The organism is Aeromonas sp. 600886, assembly GCF_049174935.1.
GTDB classification, from domain to species: Bacteria; Pseudomonadota; Gammaproteobacteria; order Enterobacterales; family Aeromonadaceae; genus Aeromonas; species Aeromonas veronii_A.
In genome coordinates this window covers 86,701-110,030 of the sequence record NZ_JAAKUB010000001.1, presented here as the reverse complement: position 1 = coordinate 110,030, position 23,330 = coordinate 86,701, and the positions used below count along the sequence as shown (strand labels likewise).

Here is a 23,330-nt window from a genome sequence, read left to right as displayed (position 1 = left end):
AAAAACCCCGACACAGTGGCCGGGGTTGGTTGATGTAAACGGGGTTGTTGGTTAGAACCCGGACTGCGCCAGCAGCGCCTCGATCTGGGCCTCTGTCATGTTGCCCATCTCGCCGATTAGATCGGCTTGAGACATGGCACCATAGCGCTCGACACCCGTTGCCGGTGCGTGATGGGTTTGGCCGAGTTCTGATGGGCTGGACGGGATGTGATCAGCGGGTTTCTCTGCCGCCTTGCCGGGTGCCTTGGCGGGAGGCGCTTCAACCTCGTCACCAAAGGCCAGCTTGGTGCGGCGAGCCACTTCTGCGAATCGCTCCGCCAGCGGCTTGTTGCTCCACGCGGGATCGGCCTGCAACTTGTCATCGATAGTGAGGGCCATCTCGAAGCGGTCTTGGTCGCCGTCACGCCATGCGGCCAGGTCAGGTACCGCCTGCAGTGCGGCCCGTACCGGGTTGGCGAATGGCTGAACCTGTTGCGGCGCGGCTTGCGGCTCCAGCTTTTGGAGTTTGCGGGCAATGGCAGCGATGGGCTTGCCGAGATCCGGGTAGTCCTGCGCCAGTTGCTCCAGCTCTTCCTGGCTGATGTCGTCAGGGTCAACCGATGGGTCGATCCCGTTCTTCTCCAGCAGCGCCTGCAACTTATCCCGCTCAGCCTGTGCCTGCTGCGACTGAGCCAGCTGCTCACGCAACTGCTTGGCTTCATTGCGCGCCTGCTCCAGCACTTCATACGGGATAGTGTGTTGACCGTTCTTGGCCATAACGACCTTTTCAGGTGCGCTGGCCTGTTCCTCAACCTGATTGGCTGCGGCTTGTTCGTTACCGGCTGCCACCTCGCCCGCCGACGGCGCGGGTTCTACGTCCGTTTGCTTGGTGTCAGTGCCATTGTCCAGCTCGACATCGGGCGCTTGCTCAATCTCGGCCAGCATGGCTTCCAGTTCGTCCAGGCTTTCAGTTCCGGTCAGGTTATCGATGGTTTTGCTCATGGTCGTCCTCGTGGGTTTTCAGTGGGTGGTATCGCTGCCCAAGCGGGGGAAGGCTCTCGGTGAAAGCGCTCCCCGGCTGGGGCTGGGCATAAAAAAGCCCGCACAAGGCGGGCAAGGGCTGCTGTCGTCTATCGCTAGGGATTCAAGGCTTCACACCACATCATAACGTCATCACATTTCGTCAGTTGACACTTGAGCCGCCAGCCTTCCAGCTTCCACAGCTCTTGGCGGGCTTTGGCTTCGGCATCCTTGATGGCGTACTTGGCGCCAAGCTCTGCATTGAAGTTGTCCGGGTCGGCGCAGGCGGTCATGCCGATGGCAATGGTAAAGCCGTTGGCAGCAATGGCGGTGGCCAGCGTGGTGGTGGTGCCGGGAACAACCTGCACCTCATAGCGAACGCCACGCATCAGCGCCTCGATCTGGTCAGGGGTCACGCGCGGCGCTGTCAGCCCGAGGGTCTGGATCTCGCGCTCCATCTCGGCATCTTCTTCACTGGCGCACACGGACGGCAACTCGATCATGAGGTATCCGCCCTCAAACACATCCTTCGGGCTGAATGACACATAGTCGTTCTCATACAGCACGATGTAGTCACCAACGCCAGGGGTGAAGCGGGCAACCATATCCGGGGTGACCATGTAGGGGATGGTGATGCCGTCATAGAGCGGGTTGGTGATGTCGATCATGAAGTTGCCATGCTCGTCGCAGGGGTGAACCTCTGAGATTACCGCAGCATGAACCTTCTTGTGCGACTGGTACTCGGCCATCGCGTTACGGATGAGGATAATGCCGCCATCTTCGCTGAGGGCTGCCTCGAGTACACCTTTCAACTCAACACTGTCGGTCATGGCCTGCTCCAAATAAAAAACCCGGCGCTATGGCCGGGTCTGGAAATGAAAAGGCCCAATCTCGAAAGACTGGGCCATGATGGAGAAATCCTAACGCTGGGCGATTAGGAAAGCAACTATCAGAGCGCGATCGCGTCTATCTGCTGCTGAATGGTGTCCAACAGCTGGGCCTGCAGGGCTGCCTGCTCGGTCTGCATCGCCTGCTGCTGGGCGGCCAACTGCTCCATTTCCTGCAGCGTCTTGCCGGTCTGGGCCTGCTTGAGGGCGTCCTCGAAGCGGATAGAGTCGGTCAGCTTGGCTATGCGCTGAGCTTCCGCCTGCCACTTGGCGGCCTTGCCTTCCAGTTCTGCCAGCTTGGCCTGCATCTCGCGCATGGTCATTTCCTGCTGCATCTGGGCCAGCTGGGCCTGTTGCTCTGCGGCGGCGCGCTCCTCGTCTGTCATCTCATCCGGCGTTTTAGGAATGTTCAGGGCGTTGCGCACTCGCTCGGCAAACTCGTCCTTGCGCGGCACATCCATCATCTCAAGCACCAAATCGAAGCAGGCAGCGGCTGCCTCTGGCGGCAGCTGGGACATGGCTTGCGTCATCCGCTCGGCCAGTTGCTGCTTGTAAGCTGCGGTCTGCTGGATGGGCGCCAGGGCAATATGGGCTCGCAGCCGGGTCACATCGTTGGTCAGCTTGCCCCCTTCCTGCTCCACGTTAATCACCACAGCCTTGCGGCGGCGCGGGTCGTCGCGGTTGACGGTCACCTTGTAGTTGCGCTTGCTGGCCATATCCTCCAGCAGATAAGCCAGTGCCAGCTGCCCCACCTGCTGGCAGCCCATCCGGTAATTGTCGTTGATCTCCGACAGGGTGGTCGCGCCCTGCTCCACCAGATTGCTGATGGCAACACCAGATTGGCCGGTCGAGCCCTGCCCCAGGAATGCTGCGTAGACGCCCATGGTGTCCTGGATCAGCTTCACCGAGTCCTGCATCACCTGGAACTGCTGGGCCGCCACGTTGAAATCCTGCTCCACCTTGAAGGCGTCACTCACACTGGTCTTGTTGGCGCGGTCAGGGTTTAGCTCGATATAGCCATCCGGGCGCTCTACCTGCTCCAGCACCTGATCCCGGCTCATGTTGGTGGCGTCCTTATCCATGATGACGCGCTTGGCCTGCAGCAAGAAGGTGAGCTTGATACGGCGCAGGTTAACCTCATCCTGTGCTGGCATGGCGCGGGCAATCAGGCCATACGGCTCGCCGGTGCGGTCCTTGCGGTACCCCCAGAACGGCACCAGCGGATACATGTTGTGCGGGGCGGTGCAGGGGCGATCGACCAGATGATGGGGGCCGACGAACCATGATTCGCGGATCACGGCTACCGGACAGCGCTCCAGCCTGGCGCGACCGCTGGCAATGGCGGCGCGGTGCAGCTGGTTGCTCTTGTCAAACTCCAGCGCCCGGCCAGAGTCGAGCATCAACACCTGACGCATGGTGTAGGTGCGGTAGTAGACCACCTGCAACAGGACGCGATCCCGCTCCCGGCTGCACCACTCAATCTCCTTGCCGCTGAACTGGCTCCATTCGTCATAGGCGCTGACAAGACTGGGATCCAGCCCCTCTATGGCGGTCAGGCTGACCATACCGGCCCAATCGTTGACGCCCCACTCCAGCGCCTCCGCCTTGCTCGGGAACATGGTCTTGGCCTCATCCAGATCAACCCAACGGCGGCGCATCAGCCAACGGCAGTCGCTCAAATCTGGCTCACGGCTGTGCCAATCCCAATACACCTCGTCACGGTGGACGCTGCTGAACTTGTAGCGCGGGCCGAACGGGTCACCACGGCGGCTTACCTCCACCCAGCCCAATCCTGTCTTGATCTGGCCGCCATATGCCTCGCCCCGGGCGCGATCCAGCCCGCCCAAGCGGCACATGTCGGAATATTCGGCGTTGACGGCCTCGGCCAGTTGCTCGAGCTCGTCGTCGTGGTCATCAGCGACAACCATCAGATCGGTGCGGCTCTTGGCCTCCATCCCCAACACGCCGTCAATAGTCGGGGCGATCAGGTTATGGATGGTGATGGGCTGGCCCCGCTCCTTGAGCACCTTGACCACCTCGGGCGGCAGCTGGTCGCCGTCGTAGTAGGCACAGGAGCGATTGGCAAGGCTTCGCCAGTCTGGCTGGCCATTGATATCGCTCATCAGCGCGAGCAGCTTCTGCGTATCGAGGCCGCCCTTCTCGGGGGCTTTGGGTTGTGAGTTGATCATCAGTTGGCCATCCAATGCTTGGGTTTACGGGTGGATTCGGGTTTGACGATGCGGGCAGGCATGCGGGCTCGCATCTCTTGGGCAATCATGTAGCTCATCAGTTGGTCGTCGTAGCAGCCTTCCTGGGCGTTCATGCTGCCGGATTTGTCGTAGACGTAGGTGGTTGCTTCGGAAATGGTGCCTATCCAGCGGATCCCGGCCTGACCGGCACGCAGCAGGGCCTTGAGACCATCCACCAAGATCGGCTTGGATTGGCGGGTGGTCAGCCAGCCGAGGCGCTGGGTCTCATCATCCCGATCCCGGTCGATATACTCCTGGGTGTAGATGCGGCGGGTAGGGTAGAGCTCGCGCAGCTTGAGCAGGACGGCGTGGCCGTGGTTGTTACGCTCAGGGCCGATATAGGCAGGGCCATGCTCTGCGGTGCCGTAGAACTTGCCGACGTGAGCCAGCAGCTGGGCAAAGAGACCGGGATCGAGATGGCCGAACCAGTGGGCCACCTGACGCCCGTCACTCTTGGCGATCACATCAACGCTGGAGCGGTCGCCGTGCTCCAGCCCCTCCGCCACGTCGGCGCCAATGGCGTAATCCTCATCGGGATCGGGTAACTCCCACACCAGCAGCATGTTTTCGAGGGAGCGCTGGCCCTGCTCGTCCAGTTTGTCCGGCTTGCGGGCCTTCTCGCGATTGCCGGTAACGGGGTCCATGTCATAGACAATGAGAGGCGGCATGCAGTCGCCCTCTGCCTCCATGGTGGCGATGGGGTCGAACACCCTACGGCCAGAGGTCAGGAACGCTTCCAGCGGTGTGCTTGGGAACTCCTGCTTCATCTCTGCGCCCAAGGTGGACTCTTTCAGCACGTACCACTGACGCTGCTCGTCGCTGATGGTGCAGCCCATGGCTTTCTCAACCGCAGCAAAGTAGTCAAGCTGCGCCTTGCTGGCCACCACGCCAGACGCCGGAACGTCGGCGCGATACTTGGGATCTTGCCACCAGGCGAAGAAGTGGAACTTCCAATCCAGCTTACTGAGCTCACCGGACGCCCTGGCCAGCTCGAGGGACTTCATGCTCATGGCGTGGAAGTCGCCTCCCACACCTTCGGCAGTAGACTCAATAAAAGCCACGGCGCCCGGGTGGATAGCCTGCAGGGTACCGGTACGCACCTCCTTGGCCTTCTCCGGGTACTTGGCGCAGATCTTGCCGTGCTCTGACACATGCAGGCGCTGGACGGTACCAGAGCGGAAAGAGGTGGCCACCTGAATGCTGGAGCCGTGCCGGAACAGGATATGACCGCCATTGGCCCCGCCGCGCCGAGTAACCACCTTGAACTGGGCCTTGAGCCAGCCGGGCAGGTTATCGAACGGTACTTCAATCTTGGTGCGGTAGATTTCCCCTGCCGCCGTCAGATCCTGGGCGATAATCCCGCACTTGATGTTCTTGTTGAACAGCGCCTCATCGAGCAGGTAGATATCGATAGCCGTGGAGAACCCGAGCTGACGCGCCTTGAGGATGATGTTCAGCCACCACATGGTTCGAAACAGCAGCTCCTGCGCCGGACGCAGCCGGAAGCGCACCAGTTCGCCCTGCTCGTTCTCGATCATGTAGAGGTTGTTCATCCGCCACCACTTATCGCTGAGCTTTGCGCGGATGTAGGCCATCTGCTCCTGCTCACTCATGGCGGAGATATCGAATTCGGTCATGGGGGATCTCTGGGCAATAAAAAACCCGCCGAAGCGGGTTGGTTTACTTACTGAAATATCTACTTATTTAATCCTGACTCAGTGATCCAAATGTAAATCCAGACACATCACACAGCTTTCCGCGCCAGTATGCCCCCTTCTGTGGAATAGCAGAGCCACCGATATAATGCCGAGCATCTTTAAGATGAATATATACAGTATTGACTGGCCTTGGCTTAGAACTTGAACTATACAAAGTTTCTGAAATATTCTTCATCCCTTCGGAAATCCCCATTGAAAGTGAATTTCCACTATCCTTTCCAATCTCCTCAGACAATGAATCGAAATACTCTTTTCCCGAAATTAGCAAACCCGAAACCAACGCACCATTAACAGTCAATGTAACGCCAATGCTGACACCGGGATGATCATTTGTAAGAGCAACTAAATTAGCTAAGTGCCAATCTATGTCATTACTTTCAACTAATTGAGCAGGTGTTTCAGTCTGCTCATGACTATCTTTAACTTCAATAACATCAGCCACTTCGTTGTTCATCATTAGCTCCATTTGATTACATGAATAGCCACAATAACTGTAGTTCAACGACTCATCAATCCCCCAGTCCCCATACCCTGCAGCTCTGTGACCATCTCGCTGACCGGAGTTGACTCACTACCACCATCCTTCTCCAGCCGATCGGCTTCGGCCGTCAGCTTGCGGGTGGCAGCCTTGATTCGCTTGGTGTCAGCCTCAATCTTGGGGCCTGTCACCTCATCGATACGAATGGCGCTCAGGGTGCGCTCGATGGACTCAATCCGCTGGATGTTGCGGTCAAGGGCCTGCTCAGCTTTCAGGATCTTGTCATAGAGCCCAATCCGGTCGGTCATCTCGGTGGCATCGACCAGATCCTGATGCAGGTTCTTCAAGGTCTTGGTGACAGAGATAACGCGAGCCCGGGTGAATATCAGCTCATCCCTCAGCCTCAACTCCTCGGCCTGGTCGAACAGCTCAGGCGAATCGAGGAACTGGGCGTAACCGCCGTGGGTCAGCGCGGGGCGATCGCCTGGCTTCCACTTTGCGACAGGGCTCGGGTTGCCGGGATTGCCGACAGACTCACGATTGCCCACGCCAAAGCGGCCATCTGGCTGGCGCCCCGATTTTCTTTTCGGGTTTTGGCCTGAGTCGTCAGGGGTTTGTGTGGATGAGGATGACCTTTCCCCTCTTCCCTTTCCCCTCTTGGCCTTGCCTTCATTCCCCTTGGGTTGCGCACTTTGCGCAGATTGCGCAGTTTTGCGCACTTCGGATTGCGCAGATTGCGCAGCTACGCGAGATTTTTCAGGTTGTGCAGGGGATTGCCCCCGAGATTTCAAATAGCGACGCGCCGAGTTGTAGTTCAGGCCGCGGCTGTCACACCAGTCTTTTGCACTGATGCCGGTCGCGTCGTGATCCTGCAGGAACTCTGCATTGAGCTGTGCCCAGTCGGTCTTTGCCATTTAGAGAGATAGCTCGCCTTCGACAACGGTGTCGCCGGGTACGGGCTGATGGGTTGCCGGTACCACTACGGAAACGCCGGTATTGAGAACAACCAGGGCATGACTGCCGTCATACTCCTTCACATGAGTGATAACCCCGGTCACGGTAACGCCATTAACCACCGCATCGCTCCAGTGCATCGAGATAGTCCAGTAGGTCGGCCGTTGATTCCCCAGAAAGACAAACCCCGCCGTTATTGGCGGGGCTCCATGTCAGCCTGGGAGTGGGTGGCGGGCAGTTTGCCGTTTGGCTTGGTGTCGTCTGGCAGCTGGCCAGAAGCAGCACCGAAGCGAGCAGCAAAGCGCCCTTGTGGGTCACTATGGTTTTGGTCATAGCTTTCCTGCACCTCCCTTGCCCGTTCCTGCTTAAGCCAACGGCCCAGAAGGGCCGTTAGAATGTCGAGCAGTTGGAGCAAGCTGTTCATGTTATTGCTTCCGGGCTTTATCAGCCGGCAGGTTCAGGGCCAGCTTATCCAGCACCTTGATGAGACCGACCAGGAAGGCGTCTACCTTCCCGATAATCTCATCATCCCGGGTGGACGGGGTGACGGCCGCAATCTTGGCCAGACCCTGAACCACAAGGGACGCACCCCCTACCACGGCCATCAGGATGACAATCCAGTTGATGACCACCTCAACGATGTGCTCCATCGCACTCTCCTCTCTGCGGTTACCGGTTACCCGGCGATATCGGCACGGCTTTCGCCTACGCCTCTGACTTCGAGAACTCAGCGGCAGCCATCACCGGCAACTCACCACCAGGCATCGGCTCACCCGCGGGCCAGCGGTATGCAGTAACCCGGGAGCGAGGGAACGCCTTCACGTTCACGGCGTCCGCCTGATTGCCACCCAGCACCAGCAGATTGCCAGCCTTGTCCTGCCCCACGACGAAACCGACATGGCCACCACCATCGCGGCTGAACACTACCACGCAGCCAGCAACCGGCTTATCCAGCTTCTCACCCCAGGAGGCATAAGAGCGCGCCCCCTCGAATCGGGTGGACTGAACACCTACCCGCTCCAGGCAAGCGCCCACGAATGCCGCGCACCACGGCGTCTCGTCGTCTTTGATGCCGCCACGCTTGATAGCCTTCCACATCGCCACGATTTCCGGGTTGTGCTTCGACCCCTTGATTTCAGTCAGCCCGATATGTCGGCGGGCCTCTTCTACCCAACGCTGTGCCATTACTCTTTCCCCCCAGTCATCCAGCCGGTTGCCCGGCGTTCGTAAAGCTCCAGGGCCTTCGACCCCATCAGTCCAGCCAGACCGGCCATAAAGCCACACAGCGGCAGCGGCGCGGCGATATACCAGCTCAGCAGCATGGTCAGCATCCCGGCGAAGCCAGACACCACCACCTGCAAAGCCGCCTCCGCCCAGCGGAACTGCCTCCCTTCCCGCTTTACGGTCTGTATGTAGGTCACAAGCCCTCCCCATACGCTCAGCCCGCCGAACGCCAGATAGGCGAGCATGCTGTAGTTCTGTGGATCCTTGTCAGGCGTCATCGCCCCTCCAGAAAAGACAAAGCCCGCACGAGGCGGGCCAGAAATGAAAAAGGCCAGAGTCACGGGGACTCTGGCCATCTTTGAGCAATACTAACGCTGGGTTGGGAGCATTTCAACTTTTAGATAGCGAGGTAATTCATGTATGATATGTATAAAAATACAACGAGAAGCACAATGCATAACGAAGATAATTACCAAACCAAGCTTGGCCCTACCTATGACTCCATTCGCGCACAGCTCCTCATAAACAATCAACAGCGAACATGGGACATGATTCAACATATATCAACTGTTGAGATAGCCACATTGGCGGCATGGTTTTATCTCTATGATAAAAATGAACTTTTCATATCTGCCGGACTTATTTTATTTTCGATAGCCATAGTCTTTTCTCTACTTCTTTCTATTGTTAGATATTCTCTTTTAATGCAAGATGCTAGTGCTTCATTAAATATAACCACAAACATATATCTAAGCAGTAGCATGAGTTTCAAAAATGCTCATATACCACGAGCAGCCACAATATCACAAGCAATCCCAATAATTACAATAGCATTCAACTTCATTGTTTTAATTTTCAATATTTATAAAATCTCTTGCCATTCATAACTTAATTATTTGTTATCTATGCTAGCTATTACATGGTGATATTATTCAGGGTACTCTAAAGCCTCCTATACCTACGAGGGTGTGTGACCATTTTATATATCCGAATGCATTGCCCCACAATAGGTTACTTTACCTTCCGATACCGCTCCACCTGTTGCAGGAAGTAGGTCTGCATCTCCCCCTTGTAGTTCCCTGCCTCGCTCTCGGCTGGGATCTTGATCTCTGGGTTCCTTTCCTTCCACACCGCATAGGCTGCGACCTTCTCGACCTCTACCTTCTCCTGCTATTCTTTCGGCATGGAGCACAAGTTAAACGACATTTTGCTTACTCCGCGTGATCTTTTCGGGCTCGTAGTTCGCTCATTGATTGGACAAACTCGTCTTCTACTGCGGTGACATCCTCAGTCATAGACCAAGACACTTCGTGCGCATAGCCACAATCGATACACTGCACAAATTGCTTCTTGGTTGGCGCTCCAACCCTTATGTCTCCTGCAGTTTGCCGCTTATTACACCTGAGGCAATTAAACGTCAAAGGCTTGGGCATTCCACCCAATGCTGCATAAGACATTGCTTTGTAGAAATTTGCAGAGACATCCTTAAATGCATCTTCTGAATGCGTCCTTGGCGTTCCCAATGAACCATTTCTTACTCCAACAGGCATGCTTCCAAACACTGCATCTGCTATTAATCGTGGCAATTCATTAGTGGCGCACCACCTGCACACTGATATCTCCGCGATATCCTCACCTTGACACATCCATGTTGCTGCAGCGGTTCGCTCTCCACACACGGTGCAGCGCTTGTCGATCTCATTCTCAATCATGATGACCCCAGAAGATTAGTGTGTATGTGCCACGATTTTGCACCATGGGAAGGCTGTGGCACAAATGTGTCTTCCAATGGCGGAGCCAATCGCTCCACGGTGATATTCGTCACGAGCATCGCTATACTGTATTTATATACAGCATTATGAGCCAAAAACCATGTTTGCAGTTCCCGACCTTGACGCCCCAGCGTTGGAAATCCCTTTGTTCCTCTCCCCCGCTGCATGTGGCTTCCCGTCCCCCGCCCAGGACTACGTGGAGCAGACCATCGACCTGAATCAGCTCTGCATCGCGCACCCGGCGGCGACTTATTACGTTCGGGCTGCCGGGGACAGCATGGTGGAGCACGGGATCCACGATGGTGACATGCTGGTTGTAGACCGCAGCAGCAAGCCAGTACATGGCAGCGTGGTTGTTGCGGCCGTAGATGGCGAGTTCACTGTGAAGCAGCTCCAGCTCAGCCCCTCAGTCTGCCTCCTACCGGGGAACCCGGCCTATCGCCCCATTAACTTCAGTGACGGGCAGCACTTGGAGATCTTCGGTGTGGTTACCTTCGTCATCCACAAGATGCCGGCGCCATGAACAAGAGCTGCGCTGTGGCCCTAGTCGATGTGAACAACTTCTACGCCTCCTGCGAGCGGCTGTTCCGGCCTGATTTGAAGGGGCGACCCATCGTCGTGCTCTCCAACAACGACGGCTGTGTGGTGGCCCGCTCAGCGGAAGCCAAGGCGCTCGGCATCAAGATGGGGGTTCCCTACTTCCAGATCCGCCAGTTCTTTGAGGCCATGGGCGGGGTCTGGTTCTCCAGCAACTACGCGCTCTACGGTGACATGAGCCAACGGGTGATGAGTATTCTGGAGGGTATGGCGCCAGCTGTGGAGGTCTACAGCATCGATGAAGCGTTTATTGAACTGAGCGAGAGATGGGCGGGCGACCTGGTGGAATATGGCCGCCAGGTCCGAGAACGGGTGCAACAGTGGACCGGACTCACCGTCGGTGTAGGTATCGCCCCCACCAAGACACTCGCCAAGCTCGCCAATTATGCAGCAAAGAAGTGGCCCGCAACGGGAGGCATAGTAGATCTACGTGATGAAGCCCGGCGCGCTCGTCTGATGGCCATTACCCCAGTCGAGGAGGTGTGGGGTATCGGCCGTCGGCTTACCGCCAAGCTGGAGGCCCAGGGAATCAAGACTGTTGCCGAGCTGGTTGCAGCAGACCCAAAGCCCCTTCGCCGGAGATATGGGGTTGTGGTAGAGCGAACAGTACAGGAGCTGCGGGGGATCCCCTGCGCCGAGCTGGAGCAACTGGCTCAGGCAAAGCAGCAGATCATCTGCTCCCGCTCCTTTGGTGAGCGGATCACCACCATGGGGCCCATGCATCAGGCCCTGGCCGGGTACATGGAACGTGCCGCCGAGAAGCTCAGGGCGGAGGGCATGTGCTGCCGGCATGTGACCCTGTTCATTCGCACAAGTCCGTTCAGCGACCGGGAGCCCTATTACGGTAATCAGGTGAGCACTAAACTGGCGATGCCAACCAATGACACCCGGGCACTGCTGGCCCTGATCCCCCAACTACTCCCCCGCATCTGGCGCGATGAGCAGCGCTACCAGAAAGGCGGCGTCATGCTGGCCGACTTCTCCCCCATCGGCATGCAACAGGGCGACCTGTTCGCCGCCGAGCAGCAATCACCGCGCAGCGAGGCGCTGATGCAGGTCATCGACAAGATCAACCAAGGGAAACTGGGCAAAATCTACTTTGCAGCCCGGGGTCAGGACACCAAGGAGTGGATGATGAAGCGGGAACAGCTCAGCCCTCGATATACAACTTGCCTCCAAGAACTCCCTATCGTTTCCGCATAGTTTCTGTTTGGGCTGTCTCAGAATGAATAGCCAGCACCTTGATGAAGATCCTGCGCGCTGACATCTTCCCGGGTTCTGGGCTGCACGACCTTGTCTCAGCCAGTTTTTCTACATGGCGAAGTGATCTCAAATACTGCATCACCCTGCCAGCCTCGTGATGTGGAATCCCCAACCGGTAGGCCACATCGTAGAGGTCGAAGAACTCACCATGCTGCAGCCCCCACCTTGCTACCTTCATCGCCGGCCACTTCCATTTGCTGTCCATTGAGTCCCTCCATAGGCACATTTTTCAATTTAGCGGGTGTGTGGCCTCGCTGCACACCCGGAGATACTCGAAATTAGCTTGTCGTGATGTCACGATTGATGTCAATGGAGGTACGGAAATCCCCCAAGAGGGCTTGGCTTCATTTTGAAGGCACCATAACTGCACTGAGCTCAGGATTGCAGGACAAATACTGTGCGAACAGACCGTAATCTTGGTGTGAGAAACGCAATCTGATTTGCCGCAGACACCTGCTTTCTGATAGCTTCTGGCAATGGATTCAGTGGGGTCATAAATCGAAACAGAGTGATTGATAATAATGCCTTGTCCCTGCTGATGAATGATCGGAAAATGCAGCTATTAGCCACAAGGCCCCAATAACACCAGACAGCGAGCGAGGTGAACATGATTTTACATGAACGACTTTATCAACCACCTAATAGAGAGGATCTCTATGGCACTACCAAGACGCCCGAAGGGGCGGAAAGACTCGGCACCTGCCGAAAAGACAAAGACCCCACAGCTACCAACTGCAGGGCCTTCGAAGCTAGCTGATAAGCTACTTTCAATAGCTAACTCAGCTGAATCAATCCTCAAACTAGCCAACGTAGTCGCCAAACTTGTCAGGCTCGCTATAGATGCTTACAAGCATCTCGAGGATATAATTACCTAAATCCAAGGGCCTTCGGGCCCTTTTTTAAAACCATTTAACTAACGAATCGGTAGTCAACAGGTTTAGCTGGATAATGGCCAATCATGACCATGCCGTCAACAAATTTATAGCACAGTCTGTGCTATACCAATGTTCAAAAATACGAACAACTTATTAATATTCAATGAGTTATACCATGCACCATAGCCACCTGAATTTTTGCACCTAGCGAAGTGCAATCTTGCATTGTGTATGTTCTCCCTCCCTATGCCGCCCGCATTTCGCGCACTTGCCGGTCCATAATCTTGGACAGATCTGACGCTTGGTGGATCACCTCATCGACCAAGCGCTCTACGCGCTGGCGCATCTCCTGGCCGAACCGGCGCGCCACCATGTCAGCGTGCGGCACCACTCGCCCGGTACCGTGGCACTTGTGGCACTCGTCACCCTTTCGTGGGCGGATCCCGGTCCCCTTGCAGTGCGGGCAACGTCCGGATTGCAGCATCTCGGCGACACAGTGGTCGTGGGCGAGAGACAAGATCCCGTTACGCTCAGCCAGCAGGCGCTGATATTCGTGGTCATTACCGGCTCGGTGGGCACGCTTGGCCTTCTCCATCACCACGGCGGCGCGGCGGCGTTCCTTGTCGTAATGGGGGTGGGATGACACTAGGTTAGCCAACTGCTCAGGCAGCGGGCGGCGCAGCAGAATAGCCAGCGCCATGCCACCGGCCTCGGCATTACCGATCGCGCACTCAAAATGCGTAAGCAACTCAGAGATGGCGGCAGTATCGAGCAGGTGATCGGCCATCAGGAACTGGAGTCCCTGCGGGTTGTTTTTGGCGGCCACCTGCAGAGCTCCGATAAAGTCATCCCGCCCCAGGGCGTTGAAGTTGCTGGAGGTTGGCTCATGGAGCGCCCCTTTGGGTGAGAACAGGCGCAGTGCCATTTCCAGTGAATTACTCATGGGTTGGTCCTCGTTTGGTCTTGGTCCTGATTGAAAGCGGTGAGCAGCCAGGCGCGCAGCTGGCCTGATTGAATGTGCTCTGGCGTGGCCTCGATGACAGTCCACCCGAGCAGGGCTGCCTCGTTCATCTTGGCGCGGTCCTCCACGAACCCCTTGCCGCGAGTGTGGCGACCACCGGAGTGGATGCCACCGTGGATCTCGACGGCGATCATGCGGGTGGGCCAGGCGAAGTCGAGGCGCCAGCGGCGCTTGGGGTGGAATACCAGCTCGGTTGCGGGGTCAGGGAGGCCAACCAGCTGGGTCAGCACCTTGCAGTGCAGGGCATCCACCTGCTGCGCCTTCTTGACTTTGTTCACGACGGCCTTGGCTTTCGGGTGTTTATCCAGCAGGCGGGCTGCCTCTATGGCGGATAGGCGGATCATGCCGCCCCCTTCACACTAACAAGCCCGCGCACCACCCAGCTGTGCAGCTGACGGGTCAGGGCGCTATAGGTGACCTCTTCGCGCTCCCCGGGCTGCCAGTCGTAGGCGATACGGCCATCAATGGCGTCATGGCAAGCGCAGCACGCCTCCACAGCCACCAAATCATCCCCCTTGAGCGCCATTCCATGCGGTGCGCTTGGCAGGTGAGCCAGCACCGTGGTTTCGGTGCCACCGATGCAGACCCCGGCAAGCTGGATCTTGCAGAGCTGGCCGCGAGCACCATCGCGCAGATCGTCAGAGCGGATTGGGCTGGTCTCGAATCTCATCCGGCAAACCCCATCAGCTGGGCGCAGGCGTTCTCAGCCTCCTCCTCGGTGGCAAACTGCTTGCTCAGCACATAGCGCCAGCAGACCCCGAACACAGCCCGGTACAGGTCGGAGAACTCAGCCTGATCCATCTTGGCAAAGCTGACGCTCTTGGCCTCCTTGCGCATGCCGCCATCCGGCAGTATCACCACGGTGTAATAACCGGCCTCGACGGTGAGCCACTTGCGCATCACCTCAAACGACTTCTCAGCCTGGGGACCGTGGCGCTCGATACGGCTGCTGGCCAGCTGGTCGATAAACTCATCCTTGGCCTTGTTCAGCACGTTGCCAGCGCCGAACTGGGCGAGGTAGCGAACGAATCGGGACAGGATCCCCTGCTCGGCTGGCGATACCATGCCGCCAGTTGGCTCCCAGTAATCGAACGTCAGGTTGAGCAGGGCGAAGAAGCGGCGATGAAACGCCAGGTTGCGGCGCCCCTTGCCCTTGGCCAGGATGGTGGTACCGATCGGCATCAGCTTGATGGCTTCGGCATCGGCCGGAGTGGACGGGGCAAGTACCCCGCCGGACATTTTCAGAAGGGTAAGTTCCATCCTCACCCCCGCTTGGCTTTGTTGCGGCGCTTGGCGGCGGCACGCTGGCGTTTGGCGGCCCTGTCATTGCGCGGGTTGGGGATGCAGAATGGGCTTGCTGTGGTGAAATCCTGCATGCGCATCCACGGAGCATGCGCTGATGTTGCAGCGATCGCGTATGCGATGGCGAGTGAAATTCTCATGCTGCCACCGCCTTAGCCGCAACGGCTGCCGCGGCGGGGAACGGGGTCAGGTGGTAATGCCAAACCTGCTTGCCGTTGATGTTCTGGTGGTTGGAGTGTTTCACCCAGCCATGGCAGCAGACTTCGCGCAGGCGGGCGCTGATGGCGGCTTGGGTGTCAGCTTGGCCATAGCGGCTCCAGCACTCGCGCTCGATATCGCGCAGGGTACGGGCCTTGCCGTCGCTCATGATGGCGATGACGCGGCCCAGTTGGGTCGCAACGGATAGATCTCGGGTATTCGATTTTGCGGTCATGGTCGGGTCCTTTTGGTCAACGGCCGGGTGGTCTAGGTCCGGCCTGAAACATGTTACGGCGCGATATACCGATTGTCACGGGTTGGCAAGCGCCTCCTTTCCAGAGTTATCCACAGCTCCATTTGCAACACCACCTCTCAACACCAGCACTGGCGCGCCTCTCAGCCGTTTGACCTCCTCCGCCACTTGCTCAGGCGTCGTGTCGAGTACCAGCCAATGCCCTGCCCCGCGCTGGCAATCTGTGTGTCCAAGCACGGCGATTTCGTCTGCCACCTCGAGCAGCACCCGCTCCCCGCACCAACCCCGAACGGGCGGATAGATCACCACCCGGCAAAACTTCGCGGCCTTGACCGCGGCGATCACATCAAGATTGAACATTGGCCATCCCTCCACGCTTGAACAAGGCCTTGAGGCTTTCCACGCCACGCTGGCCGGCTTGCTGGTAATACTCGGGGCTGTGCTGGATCTGCTCACGCGTTGGCAGCCCTTTGCGCACCTCAGTCCCAAGATCCTCTCCGGCAACGACCCGGCGCAGCAGCTGGGCGTATGCCTGCTCGAACACAGGGCGGTACGCATCCAGACTGAGCGTTTGGCGTTCCCAGCTCGTCGCTTTGGCGGCCAGCTCGACGGCTGGATGGGTGTAACGCCGGGTGCGCACCTCGACCAGCGCGGTATCCAGCGACGGCAGCCCCATCGCCTCCGGCGTGATCTCGCACCACTTGATAAACATCCCTGGCCCCGGGAAGAACGGGATCTCCTGAGATCGCGCAACCCGCATCCCCAAGCTCAGCTGCTCACGGCTGGTGCAGTTGGCCTCAACCAGCGCAATCGTCCACTCCCGCAGGGCTTGATCCTGCATCTTCGGCGTGGGGAACGAGCGTTGCCATGCAGGGAATATCACCTTGAGCTGCTCGAGCAATTTGCTCACGACCAGGGTGTCGCGCTCGGTAACCACGGCGGCCACTTTGCGCACTGGCGCGACAGGCAACTCGCTCGGCATTCCAGCAAGGACCTCGCTTAACGGTTTCATGGTCATCAGTACCCCTCCTGAATCAACTGGTTGAGTTTGTCAGCGTTCATGGTCTTGGTCAGATCCCACTCATCGCCACGCACCGGCTGGCGCACCACACCAGCGCGCTTGGCGGTGAGCTTGTCCCACTGCTTGCGCAGGGTCTTGGGGCACAGCACGTTGGCAGACCAGAACGGGTCGAGGTTGGCCCATTTGAACAGCGAGCAGATATCGTGGTGGGTGTACCCCAGCTGGGTTCGCATCAGGCGGATATCGTTCGCCCACTGCGCCCAGTTGGGGGCCTTGGCCGTTGGGTTCACTACCAGCACCCTGCCGTGGATGTATTCAGCGCATGTCAGGTCATCCTGAGTACCCCAGAATTTCCCGCTCGGGGTCTGGATGGCAGCCTCTGGCCGAATCTTCTCGACAGCAGCGGAAACCGATTCAACAATGCCGGCGTCGGGGAGCGCGTCAGCGTTCTTCGACGAAGAGGTTTTTATATTGTCTTGGGTAAGACTGTCTTGGGTGTTGGGTGTTTTCACCCGATTTGAAATATCAAAACACCCATCGTTTTGGGTAGAATTGCCCGGTTTTTTGGTGAAATTACCAATACCCTTTTGGGTCTTTTCTCTGGCGTATACCCACTCACTGATTACCTTGTTTACGCCCACAATTTTCATATGGCCGAGCTTCTCAAGAGTGATAATTCGACGTCGAGCCAACACCAGAAGAGCCTTGTTCACATCGGACGGATCCATGTCGCACAGGTCTGCCAAATAGGTGTTTGTGAGGCGGTCGCGCTTCTTGTTCCAGCCATAGGTGGAGTAGATCACCGCATCAAGGACGTTGAGCTCTCTCCCTGCCATGCGCAGCTTGCACTTGGCCTTCTGGATCTCATTCGCCGTGCGGGTATACCCATCATCAAGGTCAGCCACACGAACCTCCTTCTGGGTGGTTTGAGGGGCGCTAGGCCCCGGGAATTTAATAACGGTGTTCATGCTGCGTACTCCCGAAACAGATCAAGCTGGAACTCAACAGGGAAATTGCCCTTGATGGCGTTGTGCTCGTCGTCAGTGATGGAGTGCTCAAGCGCATAGGCTTGGATATCCATTACTCCGAGCTTGCGCTGCAGGCGCTGCCAGAACTCCGCGCGCTGGATGATTTCGTCCAGGCTGGCAGGCTGTCCCTTGCTGATGGTCACGATCCGGTTGTGCAGATAGAACTTGATGGCCTCTGCCGGGTCCTCCCCCGTGCAGTCAATGGCGATAGGGTTGCTGATGAAGTGCTCAAGCCACTCAAGCGCCGCCGTTTTGTCGATGGCCATCTCCTGTGATGCCTCAAAGGACAGGATCGGCTTCTCCTTGCCAGTAAGGCGATCTGTGATAGTTGGCGCGTCAATGCCTGCGTGCTGCATGGCGTAGATATTGGCAGGGTCTGTCAGGCCGCCAATGCCGTGCGGTGGAGCAATCCCCTCTGGCGGCTTGAACCAGCGCCTGGATGGGATCTTCACCTGCTGGGTTGGCAGTGTGCATGGCGGGTAATAGCGGCGGCCGCAACGCATGATGTTGTGGTACTCATACAGCGCGCCGAATGCGTGGCGAGCGTCCCGGTACACCGACCAAATGAAGTCGATGATGACCAGCTGCCACGGCTTTATCAGCTGGAACCGCGGGAAACCGTCGTTATGCTCATCAGCCCACGCGCACTCATCTGCGTCGATAGTCAGCATGAAGCGCAGCAAGTCGCGGCGGGTGACGAAGTTGAAGTAGTCAGGCTGCAGGACGATATAGCCCGTCTCCTGATCAACAGATCGCCCGAGCCACTCACGGCGTGACATGTCCCAACGGATGCCAAACAGCCAGTCACGTAATTTGGCAATGGGCTCCAGATAACCATAGGTTCCGCGGTCATTGGCAATCATGGCCTGCAACGACTTATCACGGTCACCGGTAGCGACGCAGGCCCAGCACCCGAACCGCGCGCCACATGCTGAGCTGTTGAGCTGTTTGTCCGCCATGCCAGACACACATCCGCCGTTCGCGTCCTTGTAGAGCGACACCAGCATGTCAAAGTGCTTGCTGAATGAGGTAATCAGCTGGCGCCCCATACGCTGATCGCACTTCTGGAGCAGAGTCCAGACATCGACCTCATCCCAATCGGCGATCGGGGTAGCGTACAGGTCACCATCTGGGTTGGTGAGGATCTTACCGGCCTCATCTCCTCGCTCGGTCATGCGCTGTTCGCGCTCCTCAGATTCGCTAAAGCGGGTACCGACCAGACTGATGACCTGGTGTCCAGCCTCCTTGGCCAGAGCTTTCTTGGCCTTGATGATGGGCTCAATCTTCCAGTCAACGCTGCAATCCCGGCTCATACCAGGGTAGCGCGGCAGTTTTCCGCGACCTACGGTGACATAGTGGAAGGTGGCTGAAAGCGGCGGGGATACCTGATGGTATTCCATTGGCAGCCCCTCTCTGGCGCAAAACATCCCCAGTTCGCCAGCCATGTGCTCAAAGTACGCATCCAGCGCCGGGTTCTCGATGGTGGTATCACTGGTGATGGCGAAGCACTTAGGCAGAGTTACCCCTGCCTCCTTGGCTCGCTTCATGGCCTCCAGCATCAGCACTAACACGGCGGTACTGTCTTTTCCCCACGACAGCGAGCAGCAGAGGCCATACCCCTGCGTAACCCACTCAACCATGGGGTTAACTGCGGCATCGATAATGGCTTTCATGCCACTACCTCCCGCTCCGTATACTCGCAGCCGGGGCACTCATAGGCATGGTCATCGGTACCGGTGCGCAGCTCGCCGCCGCACATCGGGCAGTGATCCAGATCGGCACAAAGGGGGTGGCCCAGCGGGGCCGTTGGGTTCATGGTCATTTTGAGGTCCTGATTAAGCCCGGTGGTGAGGCGGGCCTTATTGGTAATGGTTATGCGCAGGCTTGCTGGTCGGCGCGCTCAATCTTGCGGGCCATCAACTCCCGGGAGAGTCGAACGGCTGTCTTGTCGGTGCCGGCCGCGTGCGCAGTCGGGATCAGCGAGGTGTCCAGCTCGAGCGACAGCTCATGAATGACGGATTTCAGAATGATGTTGTCACGCTCACTGACGTGTTCGGCGGCGGGACGTGGCGGTCTTGCGTTGATAGTCATTGCAGTTATCTCCCTAAAACGAAATTGATCAGGCCGATGAGCTTTTGCACCGGCTTCTTGGGGCGCTCTTCGTTATATGCTGCCTCATCCTCTGGCGAGAAGGTCAGCAGGCCGCGCTCTGGCAGGCCATCGCCCTTTAAAATCTCCTCGACAGTGACCGGCGGATAGCCTTGCTCGATCAGGCTCCGATTGGCCCGTTTGACGGCTCTCGCCAGGATCTGCGGCTCATGCTTTGATATGGAATTGAGCAGCATCAGCAGCGAGGTGCGGGCAAATGCGGTTTCAGTCATGCCGACTTCGGCACCGACTTCCTGCCACACTTGTCGGTGGCCGACAGTGCCGCGCACCCGCAGAGGGGAAACGGCGTCCATTTTTTCGTGATCAGACAGTGCTGGTCGTCCCATTTGGTTGGTCCTCTGGTAAAGCTGGCCGTTGGTCAGGCGGCCCGCTGGGTTTCGGCTTGATCGGGGCGGTAATCCTCAAGGCAGAAATCAAGTTTGCCACCGGAGGCGAAGTGGATGCGGGTGGCATACTTGGCCGGGATGATTTCTGGCCATTCGGATACGGTGCTTTTGGTCACGCCAACGGCGCGCGCCATGGCGTTACTGCCGCCAAAAAACTGGATGGCTTGGTCTTTCTTCATTGGTCGGGGTCCCTTTTATGGATACTGGTAATACAGAACCCATTTTGGTTCGCTTTTCCGAACAAGTCAACCATCGACATAGCGCACAAAAAATAGGACAGAATGAGGAAGTGTTTTTTTATTCGAACGAGTGCGACATGACCTCTTTCAGAGATCGACTGAAATACATGCTCAATGAGCGCGGCTGGAAGCAGGCCGACCTGGTGCGCAAGTCAGGCGTGAGCAAAGCGGTGATATCCGTTCTGTTTTCTGACCCGCTCAAGGATCTGCGCGTCAGCAGCCTGCTCTCCATTGCCAAAGCGCTCGGCTGTGACCCGTTATGGCTCTATACCGGTAAAGAGAGCGGCACCTATGTAGCAGATACGCACCTCGGCAAAGTATCGGTATGGGAAATGTCAGACCTCACAGAGCACCCAACAGATGCCCTGCACACCCTCGACGGGCGCGACACCATATACAGTGATTACGATGGACAGCTGATCGGCATCATTGCCAACGATGACAACCTTGCAGGCTCCGGCATCAAGAGCGGCGACATCTGCGTTATTGATCTGGCCGACCGGACGCCACGCCATAACGACGTGGTACTGGCGAGGATAGTCAGCAGCGAGCAGGATCGGCTGCTTAAGGCGCTCGACGGCCTCTCTGGCATTACACTGGTAACCGACGATCAGCGCCTGGGAGTGGTGCCCATCAAGGACGCCATTATCTTCGGCCGCATGGTCGAACTGCGCCGCAACACGAAAGAGTAACTGTACCAACCTCCATCAAGCCCGCATCGCGCGGGCTTTTTTGTGCCCACCATTTGGCAGCTACATCACCCACTAAAAAAATAGTTCGCAAAACCGAACATTTTCTATTGACGCAAGTGTTCGGGAATATTAACCTTTGCCTTGTTCGGTAAAGCAATCGAACAACCAAGACCGATAACAGCAAGGGGCAGCGTGGAAGGCGGCCAATCGTGGTGAAGGTCTTGCGATGGTGACAAGGGGTAATGAGGCGGCACCTGTCATCGATCCCGCCTAGTTCGTAGCAACATGCGTCGCGTGTTTATCCGAACCGAGCTTGCTGGAAGGTGAGCGCACAACTGGGATTGCATTGGCAGGATACCGGCATCGGACCTAAGGCAGCGACAGGAAGGCCAGATAGTTTGGCAAGACTGGATCGGTCGAACCGCCCGGACTGATAGCAAGAGCAGTGCAATCCACTGTTGTGGTGAAGATGGGAAGGTCTTTGCGCCAACCGGCATTCGTAGGGATGCCCCCTAGACCTCGGCCGGTGTCAGACCCGGCCACCACAACAAACCGACAGGGCTACAGCCTTTAACTGGATGCCAGCTGTCGCCGGATCAGGTAACCGGCAACATCGGAGATTAGGCAAGCGGTATGCCACATCATTTGGGATGAGGGCTTCACAGGTTCGATCCCTGTATCTCCGACCAACTTAGACACTCGGCAATCAGGACCCCGCCCCTAACCAGGGCAGAAGTGAAAAGCGCCTGACCAGCGCGCAAGAACGACAAAGCCCGCACAGGGCGGGCTTTGAAGGACTAGGGTACCACCCCCAGTCAGAGAAAGCCGAGGGACCAACCCCGGCAATCAGGACCCCAACCAGTTGACCCGGTGGGAATTAGCGAGGACCAACTCGCCAACAGGAGTAAATGTACCATGACCAAGAGCATTTTTTCCAGAGCCGCGCATCACGCAGACAAGATCATTGCCACTATCGCTGATCACGTAAGCGGCAACAAAGCTCGCAGAGCACGCCTCCACCGCCGCGTCAGCGAAATCGCAGACGATATCCGCCGCCAGAAGCTGGCAGAAAAGCGCGCCATCGCCAATGAGCGATTGGGCCGCATCCCGAAAGGCCACAGAGCCATGCTGATCGCACGCATGCAGTACCACATCGATTCCATCTGATTTTCCGGGTCTGGCGCTTCCCTGATAGCGCCGTAGCCAAAGCCTCTTTTCAAGCACCTCAAGGATGCTTTGGCTTCGCTCACGCCAAATTCGGCTGAGCTCGCTCTTTAACAACTCGGAACCGGCTCACAAACACGAATCCCGATGCCGGTAGGGATGCGCCGATAACCCGTCAATTCGGAAAGCGGTGCGTGAACGTGAACGGCGGCCACTGGCAACAGTGACCAGCCCAAAGCCGTTTGAGTAGACAGCTTTGAGCTGAGTCCCGTTTTCTTTGTTAATCGTTTGACATAACTAGATTCAATGGGAAATCTACCGTTTTAGCAAATAGCGGTAGGTGGTATGAAATTGAAACTACTTTTGGCAGCTACAGGGTTGGCGGTATCAGCTTTTGCAAACTGTGCCACACCGGCTTGGGTGCCATACGATGACTGCAGCTTAGTTGCAGCTCCACATGTCTATAGCGATGGTGTAGCAACGATAAATCTAACTCCATCTGGCGATTTATGGATTGCATTGCCTGGCAAGGTGGCATTTGTTCAGGAGCGCAAATCGAAGGAAATGATCAGAGATAAGGTGCTGACAATCAACGGTTTGAAGTTGAAAGCTGCATCCCAGTATTACCCGGACTCTGATTTGGTATTGATAGGGCCATATACACCGGAAGGCATAAAAGAATTCAGAGCCAAAATGCTGCCTGGCGGAGATGTCACTATAAAGTACAACCACAAAGTCATAGAGGCAAAGTTCCCGCCATTGTCAGAAGGAGAGAAGGCACTGGTAGATTGCAAGAAGCCGATTTAAACCATAAGCCCGAGTCTATGAAACCCCAGCCATC

The 23,330-nt window shown here is 57.2% G+C and carries 32 protein-coding genes and 1 tRNA gene; 8 read left to right on the top strand and 25 right to left on the bottom strand.

What is annotated here, in order from left to right; translation table 11 throughout:
* Window positions 1–51: 51 nt before the first annotated feature.
* The 11 genes from G5179_RS00530 to G5179_RS00480 form a co-directional block, all read right to left on the bottom strand.
* The gene (locus G5179_RS00530; protein WP_421257641.1) at window positions 52–981 is read right to left on the bottom strand and encodes a hypothetical protein; all 930 of its coding nucleotides are present in this window, start codon (window positions 979–981) and stop codon (window positions 52–54) included.
* A 134-nt stretch (window positions 982–1,115) separates the two neighbouring features.
* Window positions 1,116–1,829, bottom strand: a complete 714-nt coding sequence (locus tag G5179_RS00525) for a Gp49 family protein (protein ID WP_421257640.1) — start codon at window positions 1,827–1,829, stop codon at window positions 1,116–1,118.
* 119 nt (window positions 1,830–1,948) lie between these two features.
* Window positions 1,949–4,075 carry a portal protein gene (locus G5179_RS00520; protein ID WP_421257639.1) on the bottom strand — a complete coding sequence of 709 codons (2,127 nt, stop codon included), beginning with the start codon at window positions 4,073–4,075 and terminating at the stop codon, window positions 1,949–1,951.
* Window positions 4,075–5,772 (bottom strand): terminase, encoded by a 1,698-nt coding sequence (locus G5179_RS00515; RefSeq protein ID WP_421257638.1) that lies wholly within the window; start codon window positions 5,770–5,772, stop codon window positions 4,075–4,077. The genes G5179_RS00520 and G5179_RS00515 overlap by 1 nt, the downstream gene beginning before the upstream one ends.
* Window positions 5,773–5,839: 67 nt before the next feature.
* Window positions 5,840–6,310 carry a gas vesicle accessory protein GvpU gene (gene gvpU / locus G5179_RS00510; protein WP_421257637.1) on the bottom strand — a complete coding sequence of 157 codons (471 nt, stop codon included), beginning with the start codon at window positions 6,308–6,310 and terminating at the stop codon, window positions 5,840–5,842.
* A gap of 41 nt (window positions 6,311–6,351) precedes the next feature.
* Window positions 6,352–7,245: a terminase gene (locus G5179_RS00505; RefSeq protein WP_421257636.1), complete on the bottom strand. Its 894-nt coding sequence runs from the start codon at window positions 7,243–7,245 to the stop codon at window positions 6,352–6,354.
* Window positions 7,246–7,407 carry a hypothetical protein gene (locus tag G5179_RS00500; protein ID WP_236396332.1) on the bottom strand — a complete coding sequence of 54 codons (162 nt, stop codon included), beginning with the start codon at window positions 7,405–7,407 and terminating at the stop codon, window positions 7,246–7,248.
* Window positions 7,408–7,478: 71 nt separating this feature from the next.
* The gene (locus G5179_RS00495; RefSeq protein ID WP_236396334.1) at window positions 7,479–7,709 is read right to left on the bottom strand and encodes a hypothetical protein; all 231 of its coding nucleotides are present in this window, start codon (window positions 7,707–7,709) and stop codon (window positions 7,479–7,481) included.
* 1 nt (window position 7,710) lies between these two features.
* Window positions 7,711–7,935, bottom strand: a complete 225-nt coding sequence (locus tag G5179_RS00490) for a hypothetical protein (protein ID WP_069556117.1) — start codon at window positions 7,933–7,935, stop codon at window positions 7,711–7,713.
* Between the two features lie 55 nt (window positions 7,936–7,990).
* Entirely contained in the window at window positions 7,991–8,470 is a 480-nt protein-coding gene (locus tag G5179_RS00485) for a TIGR02594 family protein (protein ID WP_421257635.1), read from the bottom strand.
* Window positions 8,470–8,787 (bottom strand): phage holin family protein, encoded by a 318-nt coding sequence (locus tag G5179_RS00480; RefSeq protein ID WP_042031437.1) that lies wholly within the window; start codon window positions 8,785–8,787, stop codon window positions 8,470–8,472. Before G5179_RS00480 ends, G5179_RS00485 begins: the two co-directional genes overlap by 1 nt.
* Before the next feature lie 174 nt (window positions 8,788–8,961).
* Between G5179_RS00480 and G5179_RS00475 the strand changes: the two genes are divergently transcribed.
* The 4 genes from G5179_RS00475 (at window position 8,962) to G5179_RS00460 (ending at window position 13,016) form a co-directional block, all read left to right on the top strand.
* A complete protein-coding gene (locus G5179_RS00475) occupies window positions 8,962–9,396 on the top strand; it encodes a hypothetical protein (RefSeq protein ID WP_421257634.1) in 435 nt (144 codons plus the stop codon).
* 985 nt (window positions 9,397–10,381) lie between these two features.
* Complete coding sequence (gene umuD, locus G5179_RS00470; RefSeq protein WP_421257633.1) at window positions 10,382–10,804, top strand: translesion error-prone DNA polymerase V autoproteolytic subunit; 423 nt, start codon at window positions 10,382–10,384, stop codon at window positions 10,802–10,804.
* Window positions 10,801–12,081: a translesion error-prone DNA polymerase V subunit UmuC gene (umuC, locus tag G5179_RS00465; RefSeq protein ID WP_421257632.1), complete on the top strand. Its 1,281-nt coding sequence runs from the start codon at window positions 10,801–10,803 to the stop codon at window positions 12,079–12,081. Before umuD ends, umuC begins: the two co-directional genes overlap by 4 nt.
* 677 nt (window positions 12,082–12,758) lie before the next feature.
* A complete protein-coding gene (locus G5179_RS00460; RefSeq protein WP_421257631.1) occupies window positions 12,759–13,016 on the top strand; it encodes a hypothetical protein in 258 nt (85 codons plus the stop codon).
* Between the two features lie 244 nt (window positions 13,017–13,260).
* Here the strand turns inward: G5179_RS00460 and G5179_RS00455 are convergent, their stop codons facing one another.
* From G5179_RS00455 to G5179_RS00390, 14 genes are all read right to left on the bottom strand, one after another.
* Window positions 13,261–13,959, bottom strand: coding sequence for a TIGR02642 family protein (locus G5179_RS00455; protein ID WP_421257630.1), 699 nt, complete (start codon window positions 13,957–13,959; stop codon window positions 13,261–13,263).
* Window positions 13,956–14,381 (bottom strand): hypothetical protein, encoded by a 426-nt coding sequence (locus tag G5179_RS00450; RefSeq protein WP_421257629.1) that lies wholly within the window; start codon window positions 14,379–14,381, stop codon window positions 13,956–13,958. Before G5179_RS00450 ends, G5179_RS00455 begins: the two co-directional genes overlap by 4 nt.
* Window positions 14,378–14,707 carry a nuclease domain-containing protein gene (locus G5179_RS00445; RefSeq protein ID WP_421257628.1) on the bottom strand — a complete coding sequence of 110 codons (330 nt, stop codon included), beginning with the start codon at window positions 14,705–14,707 and terminating at the stop codon, window positions 14,378–14,380. Before G5179_RS00445 ends, G5179_RS00450 begins: the two co-directional genes overlap by 4 nt.
* On the bottom strand, window positions 14,704–15,297 hold the full coding sequence (locus G5179_RS00440) for a DUF1367 family protein (protein WP_421257627.1): 594 nt from the start codon (window positions 15,295–15,297) through the stop codon (window positions 14,704–14,706). Before G5179_RS00440 ends, G5179_RS00445 begins: the two co-directional genes overlap by 4 nt.
* A gap of 2 nt (window positions 15,298–15,299) precedes the next feature.
* On the bottom strand, window positions 15,300–15,479 hold the full coding sequence (locus G5179_RS00435) for a hypothetical protein (RefSeq protein ID WP_421257626.1): 180 nt from the start codon (window positions 15,477–15,479) through the stop codon (window positions 15,300–15,302).
* On the bottom strand, window positions 15,476–15,772 hold the full coding sequence (locus G5179_RS00430; protein ID WP_421202687.1) for a hypothetical protein: 297 nt from the start codon (window positions 15,770–15,772) through the stop codon (window positions 15,476–15,478). Before G5179_RS00430 ends, G5179_RS00435 begins: the two co-directional genes overlap by 4 nt.
* Before the next feature lie 75 nt (window positions 15,773–15,847).
* Window positions 15,848–16,150 (bottom strand): hypothetical protein, encoded by a 303-nt coding sequence (locus tag G5179_RS00425; RefSeq protein ID WP_106843087.1) that lies wholly within the window; start codon window positions 16,148–16,150, stop codon window positions 15,848–15,850.
* Complete coding sequence (locus tag G5179_RS00420; protein ID WP_421257625.1) at window positions 16,137–16,808, bottom strand: replication protein P; 672 nt, start codon at window positions 16,806–16,808, stop codon at window positions 16,137–16,139. The genes G5179_RS00425 and G5179_RS00420 overlap by 14 nt, the downstream gene beginning before the upstream one ends.
* Entirely contained in the window at window positions 16,808–17,779 is a 972-nt protein-coding gene (locus G5179_RS00415) for a replication protein (RefSeq protein WP_421257624.1), read from the bottom strand. Before G5179_RS00415 ends, G5179_RS00420 begins: the two co-directional genes overlap by 1 nt.
* On the bottom strand, window positions 17,776–19,512 hold the full coding sequence (locus tag G5179_RS00410) for a phosphoadenosine phosphosulfate reductase family protein (protein WP_421257623.1): 1,737 nt from the start codon (window positions 19,510–19,512) through the stop codon (window positions 17,776–17,778). Before G5179_RS00410 ends, G5179_RS00415 begins: the two co-directional genes overlap by 4 nt.
* Complete coding sequence (locus G5179_RS00405) at window positions 19,509–19,661, bottom strand: hypothetical protein (protein ID WP_421257622.1); 153 nt, start codon at window positions 19,659–19,661, stop codon at window positions 19,509–19,511. The genes G5179_RS00410 and G5179_RS00405 overlap by 4 nt, the downstream gene beginning before the upstream one ends.
* 50 nt (window positions 19,662–19,711) lie before the next feature.
* The gene (locus G5179_RS00400) at window positions 19,712–19,930 is read right to left on the bottom strand and encodes a hypothetical protein (protein WP_421257621.1); all 219 of its coding nucleotides are present in this window, start codon (window positions 19,928–19,930) and stop codon (window positions 19,712–19,714) included.
* 5 nt (window positions 19,931–19,935) lie between these two features.
* Window positions 19,936–20,334 (bottom strand): hypothetical protein, encoded by a 399-nt coding sequence (locus tag G5179_RS00395; RefSeq protein ID WP_331401656.1) that lies wholly within the window; start codon window positions 20,332–20,334, stop codon window positions 19,936–19,938.
* A 32-nt stretch (window positions 20,335–20,366) separates the two neighbouring features.
* Entirely contained in the window at window positions 20,367–20,573 is a 207-nt protein-coding gene (locus G5179_RS00390) for a Cro/CI family transcriptional regulator (RefSeq protein ID WP_159144062.1), read from the bottom strand.
* 17 nt (window positions 20,574–20,590) lie between these two features.
* Between G5179_RS00390 and G5179_RS00385 the strand changes: the two genes are divergently transcribed.
* The 4 genes from G5179_RS00385 (at window position 20,591) to G5179_RS00370 (ending at window position 23,296) form a co-directional block, all read left to right on the top strand.
* The gene (locus G5179_RS00385) at window positions 20,591–21,325 is read left to right on the top strand and encodes a helix-turn-helix domain-containing protein (RefSeq protein WP_421257620.1); all 735 of its coding nucleotides are present in this window, start codon (window positions 20,591–20,593) and stop codon (window positions 21,323–21,325) included.
* A 614-nt stretch (window positions 21,326–21,939) separates the two neighbouring features.
* Window positions 21,940–22,014: transfer RNA gene (locus G5179_RS00380), tRNA-Pro, on the top strand.
* A 226-nt stretch (window positions 22,015–22,240) separates the two neighbouring features.
* Complete coding sequence (locus G5179_RS00375) at window positions 22,241–22,492, top strand: hypothetical protein (RefSeq protein WP_421257619.1); 252 nt, start codon at window positions 22,241–22,243, stop codon at window positions 22,490–22,492.
* Between the two features lie 342 nt (window positions 22,493–22,834).
* On the top strand, window positions 22,835–23,296 hold the full coding sequence (locus G5179_RS00370) for a hypothetical protein (protein ID WP_421257618.1): 462 nt from the start codon (window positions 22,835–22,837) through the stop codon (window positions 23,294–23,296).
* Window positions 23,297–23,330 lie beyond the last annotated feature (34 nt).

Excerpts from the sequence above, each read along its gene's own strand:
- G5179_RS00530 (WP_421257641.1), bottom strand. The coding sequence starts at position 981 with ATGAGCAAAACCATCGATAACCTGACCGGAACTGAAAGCCTGGACGAA.
- G5179_RS00525 (WP_421257640.1), bottom strand. The coding sequence starts at position 1,829 with ATGACCGACAGTGTTGAGTTGAAAGGTGTACTCGAGGCAGCCCTCAGC.
- G5179_RS00520 (WP_421257639.1), bottom strand. The coding sequence starts at position 4,075 with ATGATCAACTCACAACCCAAAGCCCCCGAGAAGGGCGGCCTCGATACG.
- G5179_RS00515 (WP_421257638.1), bottom strand. The coding sequence starts at position 5,772 with ATGACCGAATTCGATATCTCCGCCATGAGTGAGCAGGAGCAGATGGCC.
- gvpU (WP_421257637.1), bottom strand. The coding sequence starts at position 6,310 with ATGATGAACAACGAAGTGGCTGATGTTATTGAAGTTAAAGATAGTCAT.
- G5179_RS00505 (WP_421257636.1), bottom strand. The coding sequence starts at position 7,245 with ATGGCAAAGACCGACTGGGCACAGCTCAATGCAGAGTTCCTGCAGGAT.
- G5179_RS00495 (WP_236396334.1), bottom strand. The coding sequence starts at position 7,709 with ATGAACAGCTTGCTCCAACTGCTCGACATTCTAACGGCCCTTCTGGGC.
- G5179_RS00490 (WP_069556117.1), bottom strand. The coding sequence starts at position 7,935 with ATGGAGCACATCGTTGAGGTGGTCATCAACTGGATTGTCATCCTGATG.
- G5179_RS00485 (WP_421257635.1), bottom strand. The coding sequence starts at position 8,470 with ATGGCACAGCGTTGGGTAGAAGAGGCCCGCCGACATATCGGGCTGACT.
- G5179_RS00480 (WP_042031437.1), bottom strand. The coding sequence starts at position 8,787 with ATGACGCCTGACAAGGATCCACAGAACTACAGCATGCTCGCCTATCTG.
- G5179_RS00475 (WP_421257634.1), top strand. The coding sequence starts at position 8,962 with ATGCATAACGAAGATAATTACCAAACCAAGCTTGGCCCTACCTATGAC.
- umuD (WP_421257633.1), top strand. The coding sequence starts at position 10,382 with ATGTTTGCAGTTCCCGACCTTGACGCCCCAGCGTTGGAAATCCCTTTG.
- umuC (WP_421257632.1), top strand. The coding sequence starts at position 10,801 with ATGAACAAGAGCTGCGCTGTGGCCCTAGTCGATGTGAACAACTTCTAC.
- G5179_RS00460 (WP_421257631.1), top strand. The coding sequence starts at position 12,759 with ATGAACGACTTTATCAACCACCTAATAGAGAGGATCTCTATGGCACTA.
- G5179_RS00455 (WP_421257630.1), bottom strand. The coding sequence starts at position 13,959 with ATGAGTAATTCACTGGAAATGGCACTGCGCCTGTTCTCACCCAAAGGG.
- G5179_RS00450 (WP_421257629.1), bottom strand. The coding sequence starts at position 14,381 with ATGATCCGCCTATCCGCCATAGAGGCAGCCCGCCTGCTGGATAAACAC.
- G5179_RS00445 (WP_421257628.1), bottom strand. The coding sequence starts at position 14,707 with ATGAGATTCGAGACCAGCCCAATCCGCTCTGACGATCTGCGCGATGGT.
- G5179_RS00440 (WP_421257627.1), bottom strand. The coding sequence starts at position 15,297 with ATGGAACTTACCCTTCTGAAAATGTCCGGCGGGGTACTTGCCCCGTCC.
- G5179_RS00435 (WP_421257626.1), bottom strand. The coding sequence starts at position 15,479 with ATGAGAATTTCACTCGCCATCGCATACGCGATCGCTGCAACATCAGCG.
- G5179_RS00430 (WP_421202687.1), bottom strand. The coding sequence starts at position 15,772 with ATGACCGCAAAATCGAATACCCGAGATCTATCCGTTGCGACCCAACTG.
- G5179_RS00425 (WP_106843087.1), bottom strand. The coding sequence starts at position 16,150 with ATGTTCAATCTTGATGTGATCGCCGCGGTCAAGGCCGCGAAGTTTTGC.
- G5179_RS00420 (WP_421257625.1), bottom strand. The coding sequence starts at position 16,808 with ATGACCATGAAACCGTTAAGCGAGGTCCTTGCTGGAATGCCGAGCGAG.
- G5179_RS00415 (WP_421257624.1), bottom strand. The coding sequence starts at position 17,779 with ATGAACACCGTTATTAAATTCCCGGGGCCTAGCGCCCCTCAAACCACC.
- G5179_RS00410 (WP_421257623.1), bottom strand. The coding sequence starts at position 19,512 with ATGAAAGCCATTATCGATGCCGCAGTTAACCCCATGGTTGAGTGGGTT.
- G5179_RS00405 (WP_421257622.1), bottom strand. The coding sequence starts at position 19,661 with ATGACCATGAACCCAACGGCCCCGCTGGGCCACCCCCTTTGTGCCGAT.
- G5179_RS00400 (WP_421257621.1), bottom strand. The coding sequence starts at position 19,930 with ATGACTATCAACGCAAGACCGCCACGTCCCGCCGCCGAACACGTCAGT.
- G5179_RS00395 (WP_331401656.1), bottom strand. The coding sequence starts at position 20,334 with ATGGGACGACCAGCACTGTCTGATCACGAAAAAATGGACGCCGTTTCC.
- G5179_RS00390 (WP_159144062.1), bottom strand. The coding sequence starts at position 20,573 with ATGAAGAAAGACCAAGCCATCCAGTTTTTTGGCGGCAGTAACGCCATG.
- G5179_RS00385 (WP_421257620.1), top strand. The coding sequence starts at position 20,591 with ATGGATACTGGTAATACAGAACCCATTTTGGTTCGCTTTTCCGAACAA.
- G5179_RS00375 (WP_421257619.1), top strand. The coding sequence starts at position 22,241 with ATGACCAAGAGCATTTTTTCCAGAGCCGCGCATCACGCAGACAAGATC.
- G5179_RS00370 (WP_421257618.1), top strand. The coding sequence starts at position 22,835 with ATGAAATTGAAACTACTTTTGGCAGCTACAGGGTTGGCGGTATCAGCT.